Annotated in this window: 13 protein-coding genes, 1 tRNA gene, 1 rRNA gene and 1 pseudogene; 11 read left to right on the forward strand and 5 right to left on the reverse strand. The window is 62.1% G+C overall.

Translation table 11 applies throughout. From position 1 onward, the window contains the following. Positions 1–21: 21 nt before the first annotated feature. The gene (locus B5E66_RS09675; protein ID WP_087232130.1) at positions 22–690 is read left to right on the forward strand and encodes a DUF3796 domain-containing protein; all 669 of its coding nucleotides are present in this window, start codon (positions 22–24) and stop codon (positions 688–690) included. 3 nt (positions 691–693) lie between these two features. Continuing rightward, positions 694–894, forward strand: coding sequence for a helix-turn-helix transcriptional regulator (locus B5E66_RS09680; protein ID WP_087232133.1), 201 nt, complete (start codon positions 694–696; stop codon positions 892–894). 115 nt (positions 895–1,009) lie between these two features. Here B5E66_RS09680 and pta read toward each other — a convergent pair whose 3' ends face one another. Further along, entirely contained in the window at positions 1,010–2,035 is a 1,026-nt protein-coding gene (gene pta / locus B5E66_RS09685) for a phosphate acetyltransferase (protein WP_087232136.1), read from the reverse strand. A 260-nt stretch (positions 2,036–2,295) separates the two neighbouring features. Between pta and B5E66_RS09690 the strand changes: the two genes are divergently transcribed. The 3 genes from B5E66_RS09690 to B5E66_RS09700 are packed head-to-tail and all read left to right on the forward strand — an operon-like array spanning position 2,296 to position 3,929. After that, a complete protein-coding gene (locus tag B5E66_RS09690; protein WP_087232139.1) occupies positions 2,296–3,006 on the forward strand; it encodes an AzlC family ABC transporter permease in 711 nt (236 codons plus the stop codon). Further along, a complete protein-coding gene (locus B5E66_RS09695) occupies positions 3,003–3,332 on the forward strand; it encodes an AzlD domain-containing protein (protein ID WP_204245652.1) in 330 nt (109 codons plus the stop codon). The genes B5E66_RS09690 and B5E66_RS09695 overlap by 4 nt, the downstream gene beginning before the upstream one ends. 24 nt (positions 3,333–3,356) lie before the next feature. Next, positions 3,357–3,929: an HDIG domain-containing metalloprotein gene (locus B5E66_RS09700; RefSeq protein WP_087232142.1), complete on the forward strand. Its 573-nt coding sequence runs from the start codon at positions 3,357–3,359 to the stop codon at positions 3,927–3,929. Between the two features lie 344 nt (positions 3,930–4,273). On the opposite strand, the gene B5E66_RS09705 is transcribed toward B5E66_RS09700, so the two are convergent. Together B5E66_RS09705 and B5E66_RS09710 are read right to left on the reverse strand one after the other, a co-directional pair. Next, complete coding sequence (locus B5E66_RS09705) at positions 4,274–5,479, reverse strand: AI-2E family transporter (RefSeq protein WP_087232145.1); 1,206 nt, start codon at positions 5,477–5,479, stop codon at positions 4,274–4,276. A gap of 147 nt (positions 5,480–5,626) precedes the next feature. After that, complete coding sequence (locus tag B5E66_RS09710; RefSeq protein ID WP_087232148.1) at positions 5,627–6,424, reverse strand: alpha/beta fold hydrolase; 798 nt, start codon at positions 6,422–6,424, stop codon at positions 5,627–5,629. A gap of 167 nt (positions 6,425–6,591) precedes the next feature. On the opposite strand from B5E66_RS09710, the gene B5E66_RS09715 reads away from it, so the two are divergent. From B5E66_RS09715 to B5E66_RS09730, 4 genes are all read left to right on the forward strand, one after another. Next, the gene (locus B5E66_RS09715; RefSeq protein WP_087232152.1) at positions 6,592–7,158 is read left to right on the forward strand and encodes a uracil-DNA glycosylase; all 567 of its coding nucleotides are present in this window, start codon (positions 6,592–6,594) and stop codon (positions 7,156–7,158) included. Between the two features lie 84 nt (positions 7,159–7,242). After that, a complete protein-coding gene (locus B5E66_RS09720; RefSeq protein ID WP_087232155.1) occupies positions 7,243–8,325 on the forward strand; it encodes a hypothetical protein in 1,083 nt (360 codons plus the stop codon). Between the two features lie 27 nt (positions 8,326–8,352). Beyond that, positions 8,353–10,860, forward strand: coding sequence for an ATP-dependent DNA helicase (locus B5E66_RS09725; protein WP_087232158.1), 2,508 nt, complete (start codon positions 8,353–8,355; stop codon positions 10,858–10,860). 65 nt (positions 10,861–10,925) lie between these two features. Continuing rightward, positions 10,926–11,879, forward strand: coding sequence for an RluA family pseudouridine synthase (locus tag B5E66_RS09730; RefSeq protein WP_087232161.1), 954 nt, complete (start codon positions 10,926–10,928; stop codon positions 11,877–11,879). A gap of 110 nt (positions 11,880–11,989) precedes the next feature. Here the strand turns inward: B5E66_RS09730 and B5E66_RS09735 are convergent, their stop codons facing one another. Then, positions 11,990–13,015, reverse strand: a complete 1,026-nt coding sequence (locus tag B5E66_RS09735; protein WP_087232165.1) for an alpha-hydroxy-acid oxidizing protein — start codon at positions 13,013–13,015, stop codon at positions 11,990–11,992. A gap of 213 nt (positions 13,016–13,228) precedes the next feature. On the opposite strand from B5E66_RS09735, the gene B5E66_RS09740 reads away from it, so the two are divergent. After that, positions 13,229–13,319 (forward strand) — tRNA-Ser (locus B5E66_RS09740). 191 nt (positions 13,320–13,510) lie between these two features. Beyond that, positions 13,511–13,706: pseudogene (locus B5E66_RS09745) on the forward strand (helix-turn-helix transcriptional regulator). Between the two features lie 100 nt (positions 13,707–13,806). Here B5E66_RS09745 and rrf read toward each other — a convergent pair. Beyond that, positions 13,807–13,923: ribosomal RNA gene (gene rrf, locus B5E66_RS09750) — 5S ribosomal RNA — on the reverse strand. Between the last annotated feature and the right edge of the window lie 122 nt (positions 13,924–14,045).

A 14,045-nucleotide genomic window follows, 5' to 3' on the forward strand; every position in this document is an offset into this window, starting at 1 on the left:
CTCTTTTCGGGAGGCCTTTTTATGCAGAGAAAAACGGTGCGAGGTTTTGTGGCGGCGGGGCTGGGGTGCGCCGGGCTGATGGCCGGCGCGGTCTGGTACAGCGTCACCTACAACGAGGCGCGGCTGGTCGAGCCCATGGATTTTTCCACCTACGTGTTCCGCCCGCAGGACCTGCCCATGATCCTCGGGATACTGGCGGTGGCGGCCTACGCGCTCTGCCTGGCCGCAGCCGTGGTGCGGGCGGCGTTCCGCGCCCGGCGCGACCCGGACAGCGCCGTCTATACCCGCCGCATCGATCCACGGCTGGGTTGGCTGGGACTGCTGGGCTTTTTGGGCTTTGGCGGCTTTTGGACCTACAGCGTGGACAAAAGCGTCTTTCCTTTTCTGTTCTTTTTATTCTTTGGTTTCTTTGGCTTTTTTTACGAAGGCCGGCTGTCCCATACCTTTATGGACGAGCGCTTTCGGGAAAACCGGATGCGGGCTCAGCTTTCCGCCAGCCGCATTGCTTTGGGGATCATCTTTCTGGTCACCGTGCTGCTGGGCCGGGGGCAGCTGCTGGGGAACCTGGAATATACCTTCATCGCCTACCTGGCGGCTGTCTCGCTGGCGCTGGCCTTGTGGCTGTTCCTCAGCGAGTACCTGCTCTACCACTACGACCGGGACGGCGACGGCGGCGAAAGCGAGGATTGAGCCATGCCGGATTTCACCTGCAAGCTGAAACAGTACCGCCAGGCCCGGGGCCTGACCCAGGAACAGCTGGCGGCCCTGGTGGGCGTCCGGCGGGAGACCATCATGCGGCTGGAAAAGGCCCAGTACAACCCCTCCCTCAAGCTGGCGGTGGACATCTCCCGGGCCGTCGGCGCCCCCATCGAGGACATCTTCCTGTTTGACTGAGCGTGCAAAAAGCCGCCCGGCTCCCCTTCATCTGCGGAGGGCCGGGCGGCTCTTGTTTTCAGATCTGCAGTCCCTTCCGGCCCGCGTATCCAGGCAGAAGGGGATCCCGGGTCTTTCAGGACTGGCAGGCGGTGATGAGGCTCATCTTGTAAACCTCATCGGCGTTGCAGCCGCGGGACAGGTCATTGATGGGCGCATTCAGGCCCTGCAGGATGGGGCCGTAGGCCGCATAGCCGCCCAGACGCTGGGCGATCTTGTAGCCGATGTTGCCGGCCTCGATGCAGGGGAAGATGAAGGTGTTGGCCTGGCCGGCCACAGCGCTGCCCTTGCACTTGGTCTTGGCCACCTCGGGGGAGACGGCGGCGTCGAACTGCAGCTCGCCATCGACGGCCAGTTCGGGGGCCAGCTCCTGTGCCTTAAGGGTGGCGTCGTGGCTCAGGGCCACCGTGCCGCCCTTGCCGGAACCCTTGGTGGAGAAGCTCAGGATGACCACCTTGGGGTCGATGCCGAAGATGGCGGCGGTCTTGGCGGTCTCGACGGCCACCTCAGCCAGCTTGCTGGCAGCGGACAGCTTGACTTCGCCGGTGGCCTTGTCCACGGTGTCCTGGTAGTCGATGTTGATGGCGCAGTCGCCCATGGCGATCCGCTTCAGGCCCTCATCGCCCCAGTCGCGGTCCAGGATGAAGCAGGAGCTGACCAGATGCGCGCCCTTCCGGGTCTTGATCAGCTGCAGGGCGGGACGGACGGTGTCCGCCGTGGAATAGGTGGCGCCGCCCAGCAGGCAGTCGGCCTTGCCCATCTTGACCAGCATGGTGCCAAAATAGTTGGATTTCTTCAGCAGCTCACGGCACTCCTCGGGGGTCATCTTGCCCTTGCGCAGCTCTACCATGGTGCTGACCATCTCATCGAAGCCCTCGTAAGTATCGGGGTCAACGATCTCAGCGCCCGAAATATCAAAGTTGCCGGCCGCAGCCGCAGCTTCGCACTCGGCCTTATTGCCCACCATGACCACCTTCAGGATCTTTTCGGCCAGCAGCTTGCTGGCTGCCTCCAGGATGCGGGGGTCGCTGCCCTCGGTGAAAACGATGGTTTTGGGGTTCGCCTTCAGCTGCTCGATCAGCGGCGCAAACATATCTGCCATTGTGATACCTCCGATTACGTTCCAGTATTTGCTTTTGTGTTGGACACAAGAGCCTTTCCGTCTCTATTTTAACACAAGGCGCTAAAACTTCAATATTGAATTGGGATTTTTTATGGAAAATTCCGGCTCGATCCCCAAAAATTTGCGCTTTGGAGCCTTTTGGGTCGGCCCATGGCGCTTGACAGACGAAGCAAACCGATGCAAAATAAAAAATACAGCCCTGCCCAGGGATGTAAAAATCAACCGAAAGAGGGAATGTTATGAAGCGCAAGGCTCTGAAAGCAGCCTTCCCCTACACCCTGCCCATCTGCGTGGGGTTTCTGTTCCTGGGGATCTCCTATGGCTTTCTGATGCGGAGCAAAGGGTTCTCTTTTGTATATCCTTTGTGCACCAGTCTGTTCATCTTTGCCGGGTCGATGGAGTTTGTGACAGCTGAGCTGCTGCTGTCGGCCTACAATCCCCTGCACGCTTTTCTGCTGGCCCTGATGGTCAACGCGCGGCACCTGTTTTACGGGCTGTCCATGCTGCAGAAGTACCGGGGCACCGGCATGAAAAAGTTTTATCTGATCTTTGGCATGTGTGACGAGTCCTTTTCCATCAACTGCACCGTCACCCCGCCCCCCGATGTGGACAAAGGCTGGTTTATGTTCTTTGTCACCCTGCTCAACCACATCTACTGGGTGACCGGCTCCACTCTGGGGGCGCTTCTGGGGTATGTCATCCACTTTGACACCACCGGCATCGAATTTGTCATGACCGCCCTGTTCGTGGTCATGTTCCTCAACCAGTGGCAGGAGGCCAGGGACCACCGGCCCGCCCTGCTGGGGCTTGGCTGCTCGCTGCTCTGCCTGCTGGTGTTCGGCAGCAGCAGTTTCATCGTGCCCGCCATGGCTCTTATCATCCTCAGCTTCCTGTTCACCCGCAGGAGCTTTGCAGCCGGCAGGCCCGAAAAGGAGGGCGGCGCATCATGACCATGACCGTTGCCCAGAGCATCCTCACCATCGCGGCGGTGGTGCTGGCCACCATGCTCACCCGCTTTCTCCCCTTCCTCATCTTCCCCGAGGGCAGGACGCCCCCCGCCGCCATCACCTACCTGAGCACCGTGCTGCCCTATGCGGTGATCGGGCTGCTGGTGGTCTACTGCCTGAAGGACACGCTGTTCACATCCTGGCACGGCCTGCCCGAGCTGATCGCCATCCTTTTCACCGCCCTGGTGCACAAGTGGCGGAACAACACCCTGCTGAGCATCGCAGGAGGCACGATCCTGTATATGATCCTGGTCCAGAATGTTTTCTGAGCCCCACAACAAGGAGGTATCCCCATGAACAAACTGACAAAAGAACAGGCATGGCAGCTGCTGTCCGCCTACACCGAGACCCCTGCCCTGCAAAAACATGCCCTGCAGGTGGCCGCCGCCATGGAGCACTTTGGCCGCATGGCCGATGAGGACCCGGAAATCTGGTGGGCCGCCGGCCTGCTGCACGATCTGGACTATGAAAAATACCCCGAGGAGCACTGCCATAAGGCCCGGCAGCTGATGGAGCAGCACGGCGTGGACCCGCTCTACATCCGGGCCATGGAGTGCCACGGCTACGGCCAGTGCACCAATACCCGGCCCGAGAGCCTGCTGGAAAAGACCCTGTTCACGGTGGACGAGCTGACCGGCCTGATCAATGCGGCCTGCCTGGTGCGCCCCTCCAAAAGCGTGCTGGACCTGGAAGTCAAGTCGGTGAAAAAGAAGCTGAAGGACAAGACATTTGCCGCCGGGGTCAATCGGGATGTGATCCGCCAGGGCGCCGAGATGCTGGGCACCCCTCTGGATGATGTGATCCGGGAGACCATCGAAGGGATGAAGGAGCACGCAGAGGAGATCGGCCTGAAAGGCAGCCTCTGACCTGCAAACCCGCTCCCGCAGAAAGAAACACGCCGCAGAGCCAACCAGAGCCCTGCGGCGTGCTGTATTCCAGCGAACCTTTTTCCATGTAGAAGATCTCCACCGCGCTGTGCCAGTGCCAGGGCACAACGCGCCCGGGATAGCGGTCTATCTCCACCCAGGAGGCAATGTAGGGAAAATCGGGGGCAAAGCCGGGCAGCCGTTCCTCTCTGCTGCCGGCAAAAAACTCAATGTCATGGATGGGTCTCATCTCTCTGTCCTCCCGATTCTGCAAGGCGGGCGCCGCCCGCAACAACAAAGCGCCGTCGGCCCGTCCAAAGGCCAGCGGCGCGTTTTTCTATGGATCAGCCGTTGCCGTCCGCCGGCTCCTCGTCCTCCAGGACCTGGAGGGCGGCGTCCTCCTCCGCGGCCTGCGCCTGCCGGGCGGCCGCCATTTTGCGCTCGATGCGGGCGTTCACCGACTCTTTCAGCAGGATATAGACCACCGCCATCACCGGGATGAAGAAGATCATGCCCAGGACGCCGAAGGCCGCGCCGCCCACCAGGACCGCAATGATGGTCCACAGCGGCTCAAGGCCCACCGAACTGCCCACCACATGGGGGTAGATGAATTGGTTCTCAATAAACTGCACCACCTGGTACACCACCAGGCAGAGCAGCGCCTGCAGGGGATTCACCAGCAGGATCAGCGCCACGCCGATGCCGCAGGACAGGAATGCGCCGATATACGGGATAAAAGCGCACACCGCCGTCAGAACGGCGATCAGGCTGGCATAGGGGATGCGGAACACCGACAGGGCGACGAACATCAAAAAGCCCAGCAGGCAGGATTCGATGGACTGGCCGCCCAGGAACTTGCCGAACACTTCCCGGATCAGGCTGCCCACATGCCAGATCTTGTCCCCTACCTGGGGCTCGACAAAGGCGTAGAGCAGCTTGCGGCACTGACGGGAGAGGTTCTCCTTGTCGATGAGGATATACAGGGCGATGACGGTGGAGAACAGCGCGTTGCCCAGCACCGAGACAGTGGCGGTGACCGCCCCCACCAGCGTGCCCAGCATACTGGAAGCGCCGGTGATCATCTGCTGGGCCACTTCCCGCAGGTTGATGGATGCAAGCTGCTGTTCCACCATGGTCAGCACGCTGGAGTCGATGCCCAGACTGTAAAGGTAATCGATGATGCCGGGCAGGCTCTCCTGGATCTGCACGATCACGCTCATGATGGACTTGCGCAGCTCCGGGATCAGCATCAGCACCGCCAGAGCCACCACCACGATGATGCACACAAAGGTCAGCAGCAGACTGAGCATCCGCAGTCCCTTGCCCGCCCGTTTGGGCTGGCGGCGGAACAGTTTTTTCAGGCCGTTCTCAATGGCGGTCATGGGCACATTGAGCAAAAAGGCAATGATCCCGCCGATCACCACCGGGGTGCACAGACCGATCAGCGCACTGGCCCAGTGGGTCACCGTGTTGAAATGGGTCAGCCCGAAATAAAAGGCGATCCCTCCGAACACCAGGAAGGCTGCAAAGCGTTTGTTCTGTTTTTCCATCCGTTTTCTCCTGACTTTCCTATTCTTACCGGTCTGCCGGGGCAGCGTTTCGCCGCAGCCCGCAGCTCCCGTCGCGCTTCGTCTCTTTCCATTATGCACGGATTTTCAGCCCAGGTCAATAGATGGGTGGGATTGTTTGTGAAAAGTTCACTTCTCCTCCGGCCGCCCCTCCCCCTCCTCCAGAAAGGGCACCGCGACCTTCATCCACTCCTCGGGCAGATAGACCGCCAGGTAGCCGTGGCCGCAGCCCTTGGCCTCGTAGATCCGGCAGGAGGGCACCTTCTCCTGGAACAGCCGGGCGGACCGCTTGACGCATTTCATCTCCTTTTCCCCATACCAGTACATCACCTGGGCCCGGGTGGCGGAGATGCTTTCCTTCAGGCGGTAGCGCATCATATAGGTGCGGTACATGGCATACAGGGTCCTGCGGGGAGTGCGGGGCAGATCCTCCAGATAATGGGCCTGGATCTCGGGCGGGAACTGCATCGCGGCCGGCAGCACACGGGGCATCAGGGCCAGCTGGAGACGGCAGGCCCTTTGACTGAACATCCACCTGCCCGCCAGCCAGACCGACGCCATACAGAACCATCCCATAACGGGCTGGGGGATGCACAGGCTGCCGTCAATGATGGCCTTACGGGCCAGGTCCGGCCTGCGGGACAGCAGCTCCATGACGATCTGGCCGCCCAGCGACACCCCGCACAGTGCGAACAGGTGCCCGCCGCAGTGTTCGTCGATGTAAGCCAGCAGGGCGTCCGCCTCCTGCTCGGTGGAGACGTAGGGCACGGCACATTCCTCCCCGTGGCCGTCCAGGGTGGGCAGGATCACATGATACCGCTCCGACAGGGCACGGGCCTGCCGCAGATAGTTCCACCAGGCGTTCCCTCCGCCGTGGATCAGCATGACCGCCGGCAGCCGGCGGTCCCCCAAGGTATGAAAACGCATTCCAGCATCCCTCCCGGAAGGTATAAGATGGGCTCATTCTATCACCTGCCCCCGCCCGGTGTCCAGCCCCCGCGCCCGGGCCGTTGCCCCTGCAAAACTTTGGAGGACAAACGCTGCGTTTTGTGTTATAGTAATAGACAAGCAAGCCAAGAAAAGGAGGAAGTTCCATGGATCTTGAAACCTTGCAGGCCAAATGCCTGACCTGCCAGCGCTGCCCCCTGTGGGAGACCCGCCAGCACGTCGTCTTTGGCCAGGGCGTGCCGGACGCCGAGGTGCTGTTTGTGGGGGAAGGGCCCGGCCAGAACGAAGATCAGCAGGGCCTGCCCTTTGTGGGCCGCAGCGGCCAGCTGCTGGACAAATACCTGTTCGCCATCGACCTGGACCGGAGCAAAAACTGCTACATCGCCAACATCGTCAAGTGCCGCCCGCCCCAGAACCGGGACCCCCTGCCCGCCGAGAGCGAGGCCTGTATGCCCTGGCTGCGGGAACAGTTCCGCATCCTGAGGCCCAAGATCGTGGTCTGCCTGGGCAGGATCGCAGCTCAGCGGATGATCCGCCCCGACTTCTCGGTGACCAAGGAACACGGAGTGTTTGTGGACAAGGGAGGGGTGGCCTTTATGGGCACCTTCCATCCGGCCGCCCTGCTGCGCCAGCCCCAGAACAAGCCTCTGGCTTTTGGGGACTTTACGGCCCTGCGGGATAAGATCGAACAGGTGTGCACCCACACCTACTGAGACAAAATCTCGCCGCCCGGACCCGGGGCAGTGGCAATCCGCCTCGCTTTTGCATACCTTGTGCCAAAAGCGAGGTGTTTTACTATGGAGACAAAGTGTCCGCAAGCCGTCGATTTCTTTCTGGGCACCACCACCCCCGCCGGGTTCCGGGGGTATTTCCAGGAGCTCGGGCAGGAACCCGAGATGCAGCTGTACCTCATCAAAAGCGGCCCGGGCTGCGGCAAGTCCACCCTGATGAAGCAGCTGGCCCGCAGCTCCGACGGGCCGGTGCAGCGTATCCACTGCTCCAGCGACCCCGACAGCCTGGACGGGGTGGTGTTCTGCGACAAAAACGCCGCCATCCTGGACGCCACCGCCCCTCATACCCTGGAGCCTTTGGCCCCCGGCGCCGGAGAAGTGGTGGTCAGCCTGTACCACACCCTGGACCCGGACGTCCTGCGTCCCCACCGGGAGGAGATCCGCAGCCTGTTTGCTCGCAACGCCGCTCTGCGCAGCCGGGCCGCCCGCTACATCGCATCGGCAGGCAGTCTGCTTCTGGACAGCCGTCGGGCCGAGGCGTGCAGCACCGACTTTGAAAAGGTGCGCCGCTACGTCAAGCGGCTGTGCGCCCGTCTGCTTCCCCGCAAGGGGGGCCAGGGCGTCGAACAGGTGCGTCTGCTGTCGGCAGTGACCCCCCAGGGGCCGGTTTTTTACAACGCCACCATCCAGGCTCTGGCCGACCGGGCGGTCATCTTCCGGGACGAGTACGGGGCGGCTTCCCGCTTCCTGCTGGAACAGATCCGGACCGAAGCCCTGGGCAGGGGCTACCGGATCATCACCTGCCCCTGCGCCCTCCACCCCGAGGATAAGATCGACCATATCCTGATCCCCGAACTGCGGCTGGCCTTTGTCACCGACAACAGCTGGCATCCCGCCGGCCTGCCGGGCCAGCAGGCGGTGCGGTGCAGCCGGTTCCTGGACCGGAACAACCTGTCCGGCTTCCGGGCGCGGCTGCACTTCAACGCCCGGGCCGCCCAGGAATTGATCCAGCAGGCAGTGGACCTGATGTCCAGCGCCAAAGCCTGCCACGACGAGCTGGAGAGCTATTACCGAGCGGCGGTGGACTTTGCCGCCGTGGAGCAGATCACACAGGACTGCGCCCGGATGATCGGCCTGCCCACAAGCTGAAAAGCAAACAACAAGGAAGGTGAAACCATGCACGAGATCCGTCTGGCCGTCCGCCAGCTGGTGGAGTTTCTTCTCCAGCGGGGGGACATCGACAGCCGGTTTTCCGGCTTCGACCGGGCCAACGAGGGGGCCCGCATCCACCGCCGCCTCCAAAAGCAGGCGGGGGAAGGCTACCGCCCCGAGGTCTTTCTCTCCATCACACAGCAGGTGGAGGAAGTCGTCTACACCATCGAGGGCCGGGCCGACGGCATCTTTGAGGATGCAGAGGGCCGCACCGTCATCGACGAGATCAAGACCACCGGCGTTCCCACCGACCAGATCACCGAGGGGATGAATTTTTGCCACTGGGCCCAGGGGATGGTCTACGGGGCCATCCATGCCGCCCACAGCGGCCTGGAAAAACTCGATGTCCGGCTGACTTATTACCAGGTCGACGATGACAAGGTTATATACTTTACACGTCATTTTACCGGCGCAGAGCTGCAGGATTTCCTGCTGGGGCTGCTGCGGGACTACCTGCCCTGGGCCAGACGGCAGCTGCGCTGGGCGGGCCTGCGCCAGCAGAGCCTGACCGCCCTTCCGTTCCCCTATCCCAGTTACCGGCCGGGCCAGCGGGCTCTGGCCGGCGAGGTGTACCGGGCCTGCCGCACCGGCCGGGCCGGCTCCAAAAAAGGCTCCCGCCTGTTCTGCCAGGCGCCCACCGGCACCGGCAAGACCATGAGCGCCCTCTTTCCCGCCATGAAGGCGATGGGGGAAGGAAATGGCGAAAAGTTGTTTTACTTTACAGCCAGGACCACCGCCCGGACGGCCGCCGAGGACGCCGTGCAGCTGCTGCGCCGCGCCAGCGCCGGCCTGGCTTTCCGCTCGGTGACCCTCACCGCCAAGGAAAAGGTTTGCCTGTGCAAAAACGAGGCGGGCAGGCCGGTCTGTATGCCCGATGCCTGCCCCTATGCCCGGGGCTATTACGACCGCCTCAAACCTGCCCTGGCCGCCCTGCTGGACGGGGACGGCTGTTTTGACCGGCCTGCCATCGAAGCAGCGGCCCGGCAATACAGCGTCTGCCCCTTCGAACTCGGGCTGGACCTGAGCGACTGGTGCGACCTGATCATCGGGGACTACAACTACCTGTTTGACCCCACCGTCCACCTGCGCCGCTTCTTCGAGATGGCCGGAGACTGGGTGTTTCTCATCGACGAGGCCCACAATCTGCCCGACCGTGCCCGGGATATGTACTCGGCCCGCTTTGCCAAGAGCAGCATCCTCCAGGCCAGGCGGGCCATCCTGCGGGGCAAAAACTCCCTCAAGGGACATCTGATGCGGGCAGACAAGGCGCTGCTGGCTGTCCGCCGGGCCTGCGAGGCCCTGGCCCCCCGCCGCGAGGGCAAAGAGGGCGGCGCAGAGGATGCGCCGGCCCAGGCCGAACAGCTGGGCCTGTTTGACCAGCCCGCCCAGGCCGGCGCTCCTACGCTGCCCCAGCCCCTCTATGCCCAGGATGGCACCTGCTTTTTCAGGGAGCTGCCCCCTGCCCTGATCCGGCCTCTGCAGGGGCTCCTGTCCCCTTTGCAGGACTGGCTGGAGAAGAATCCCGATGACCCCGCCCACGAGGCCCTGCTGGACCTCTATTTTGAGCTGCACGACCTGATCCGCACCGCCGAGCGGTACGACGAGCACTATGTCACCCAGCTGACCGCCCGGGGCAGTGAGCTGATCATCCGGCTGCTCTGCCTGGACCCGTCGGCCTTTGTGGACAGCAGTCTGGCCTGTGGGCGCACTGCGGTGCTGTTCAGCGCCACCCTGATCCCTCCGGGCTATTACAAGAGCGTGCTGGGATGCAGCGGGGCCAGGGCGGTGGCACTGGAAAGCCCCTTCCCTGCCGGCAATCTGGGGCTCTATTGCCTGCCCGACATCTCCACACGCTACCGCTGCCGGGAAGCCAGCATACGGCCCATCTCGGACGCGCTGGCGGCCCTGGCGGCCGGCCGGGTGGGCAACTACCTGGCCTTCTTCCCCAGCTATGCCTACCTGCAGCAGGTGTACGAGGACTTTACCGCCCGCTATCCCCACATCCGCACCATTGCCCAGGCCAGCGGCCTGGACGAGGCGGGGCGGGCTGATTTCCTGTCCCGGTTCGCTCCCGACCCCGCCGATACCCTGCTGGGCTTCGGAGTGCTGGGAGGCGTTTTTGGCGAAGGGGTGGATCTGGCGGGCAGCCGCCTGATCGGCTGCGCCATCGTGGGGGTGGGACTGCCCCAGGTCAATCCCCAGCAGGAGATGCTGCGCCGTTATTTTGACGAGAAGGACGGCTGCGGTTTTGACTACGCCTATCGGTTCCCCGGCATGAACAAGGTGCTGCAGGCCGCCGGCCGGGTCATCCGCACCGAGACCGACCGGGGTGTGGTGCTGCTGCTGGACGACCGCTTTGCCCAGGAGAGCTACCGCAGGCTGTTCCCCCGGCACTGGGCCCACATCCAATACCTGTCCGGCACCGGGGCCCTGCAGCAGGCTCTGGAGGCCTTCTGGGGGCAGGAAACTTGACACAGCCCCGTCCCATAGGCTACAATAAACCCGTATGTAAAAGCAAAAACAACGGAGGAATCGGTTTGAAGATACTGAAAGTGAAATGCCTGGCCCCTACCCGGCTGGACCATTACCTGATGCAGCAATACCCTGCCCTGACCCCCGGCCGCCTGAACAAGGCCCTGCGGGAGAACAAGATCAAGCTGAACGGCAAAAAACAGCCCCTCTCCACCCGTGTGATGGCCGGGGACGAGATCAAGCTGTTCATCCTGGACGATCAGCTGGACGCCGGTCAAGATACCGGCGGCCCCGGCTGGCTGCGGGCCCGGGGACCGGCCCAGGTGGTCTACGACTGCCCCCAGCTGCTGGTGGTGAACAAGCCCGCCGGCCTGACGGTGGACGGTCCCGAAAACGATACCCTGCTCAACCGCGCGCTGCTGTATCTGCACCAGCAGGGGCAGTACGGTCCTGACAGCCTGTACCAGCCCGCTTTGTGCCATAGACTGGATACCGGCACCAGCGGCCTGGTGTTGATCGCCAAGACACCGGAGGCCGAGCAGATCCTGCTGGAGGCCATCCGGGAGCGGCAGGTGAAAAAGACCTATCTCTGCGTCACCTTCGGGCGGCCGGTGCCCCCTGCGGGCACCCTGGGCGGCTATCTGCTCAAAGACGCCGAGCTGGGCAAGGTTCAGATCCTGCCCGAGAAAAAGCCGGGGGCCAAAGAGGTGTGCACCGAGTACGAGACAGTGGCCGTGTCGGGGCGGCTGGCCCTGCTGAAGGTGCGGCTGATCACCGGGCGCACCCATCAGATCCGAGCCCATATGGCCAGCATCGGCTGCCCCATCCTGGGGGACAGCAAATATGGCAACAACGCCGCCAACCGGGAGCTGAAGCTGAAATACCAGGCCCTCTGCGCCTGGGAACTGGCTCTGCCCTCCTTCCCCGACGGCAGCCCCCTGGCCGATGTGGGCGGCAAGGTCTTCCATGCGCCCAAGCCCTGGTACTACGGCCAGATCCTGGACGGCACCTTGCAATAAACGATAGACGCACAAAAGCGGCAGCCGTCTGGCTGCCGCTTTTCTTGTTTCTATTTTCCTTTTATCTGCCTCTGCCCTGTGTCAGAAGACCCTCCAGCCTGACCTGCAGGTCACCCGCAAATGCGGACCATGTCGGGGGTGATCTGCGTCAGGGTGCGGGCGCCGCACATCTGCATGGCGTCGGCCAGCTCGGCTCCCAGCTTCTGGATGTACAGGCGTACCCCCTCTTCCCCGCCGCCATACACAGCGGTGACGAAAGGCCGGGCGATCAGCACCCCTTTGGCCCCCAGGGCCAGCGCCTTGAACACATCGGTACCGGTGCGGATGCCGCCATCCACCAGGACGGCGGTCTCGCTGCCCTGCAGAGCGGCGACGATCTCAGGCAGCACTTCGGCAGTGGCGGGGCACTGGTCCAGCACACGGCCCCCGTGGTTGGAGACCACCACAGCGGCGGCGCCAGCCTGCTGTGCTTTGAGCGCCCCCTTGACCGTCATGACGCCCTTGACAATGAAGGGCTTGTCCAGCATCCGTGCGATCTGACCCAGCTGTTCCACGCTCTTGCTGCCCGCAGGGGGATTGCGGTCTTTCAAAAAGGGCAGCCCTGCCGCGTCGATGTCCATAGCCACCGCAAAGCAGCCGCTCTGCCGCGCCTGTTCCATCTTGGCCCGGATGGTATCCATATCCCACGGCTTGATGGTGGGCACGCCGCAGCCGCCCGCAGCCTCAATGGCCTGGGTGGCCTGCGTCATAACGTTGGGGTCGGTACCGTCCCCGGTAAAGGCCGCGATGCCGCCTGCGGCGCAGCTGCGCACCAGCACATCGTTGTAGGTCATGTCATTGTAGGCATCGGAATAGTGCAGGTTGACCGCCCCCACAGGCCCCGCAAAAAAGGGATAGCGGAAGGTGCGTCCAAACAGCTGGCAGGTGGTATCGGGGGCGCCGCCCTCGCAGATGGTGTCCATATTCAGGCGGATGTCAGCCCATTTGTTGTAGTTGCGGATGGCGGTATCTCCTACCCCCTTGGCTCCCGGGCCGGGGATGCGGTTGCGGCAGGCAACGCCATTGCAGATGGGACAGGCCTTGCAGGTATCTCCCAGGCAGGCGCGGGCATTTTCCAAAACGTCGGTGTATGTCATAGGTTGCTCCTTTTCCATAGGACGGCAGCGCCGCCCGTTCTCTTTGACACACATCATACGCCAGTTCGGCCCCGCCGTCAAGCAAAGCCGGCAAAAAGAAGCCCAAAAACAAACCGCAAAACTTTTTTTCAAAAAAGGCTTGACAAAACCCGGCAATTCATGTATTATTATGGAGCGCTCCACGCTGAGCGGCAAAACAAAAGAAAAACAGATGGAAAGATGGCTGAGTTGGTCTAAGGCGCACGACTGGAAATCGTGTAACGTGTAAAAGCGTTCTGGGGTTCGAATCCCCATCTTTCCGCCAGGAAACCCTCGCAGGTTCGAAAGTTCCTGCGAGGGTTTTTGTTTTATCTGCAAGGCCGTCCGACCGCCGCAGGGGCACGGCATCTGCATTGGATCACCCCCCTGTCCGGAATGCAATGCAAGGTAAGCCGGAGCACCCTCCGCACCGTGCATTTTCCATACGGAGTGTTTTGCCGACCCCGACCGGATGCCATGCGGAACAATGTAAAACAACTGCGCAAAGCGGCAGGCCTGCGCCAGAAAGATCTGGCCCGTATGCTGGGGGTCAGCCGCCAGACCATCATTGCCATTGAAAACAACAAATACGATCCCACTCTGGCCCTCAGCCATCAAGCTTGCTCGGCTGCTGGGCCTCCATGTGGACGAACTTTTCTTCCTGGACGAATAGGCACAAACACCCCCGCATACAAAGTGCGGGGGCGTTTGTGTTGTCGTTCCAAAAAGCAAAACCCCCAAGGCATACGCCTCAGGGGTCTTGTTTTGAGAGAAGCCGGCATCTACCTATTTTCACAGGCCGTGTCCAGCCAACTATCTTCGGCACAAGTGAGCTTAACTTCTGTGTTCGGAATGGGAACAGGTGGGACCTCACCGTCATCGACACCGGCTGCCCGGAATGATCTTCCGGACAATTCTCTCTATTCTTTTTTAGAAGGACGTGCCTTCAGAACTGAATAATAATCTGCTTTGCAATCAGAGTACAAGTGCTTTTACCTGGTCAAGCCCTCGG

The sequence above is a fragment of the Faecalibacterium sp. An121 genome (assembly GCF_002160915.1).
Lineage (GTDB): Bacteria > Bacillota > Clostridia > Oscillospirales > Ruminococcaceae > Faecalibacterium > Faecalibacterium avium.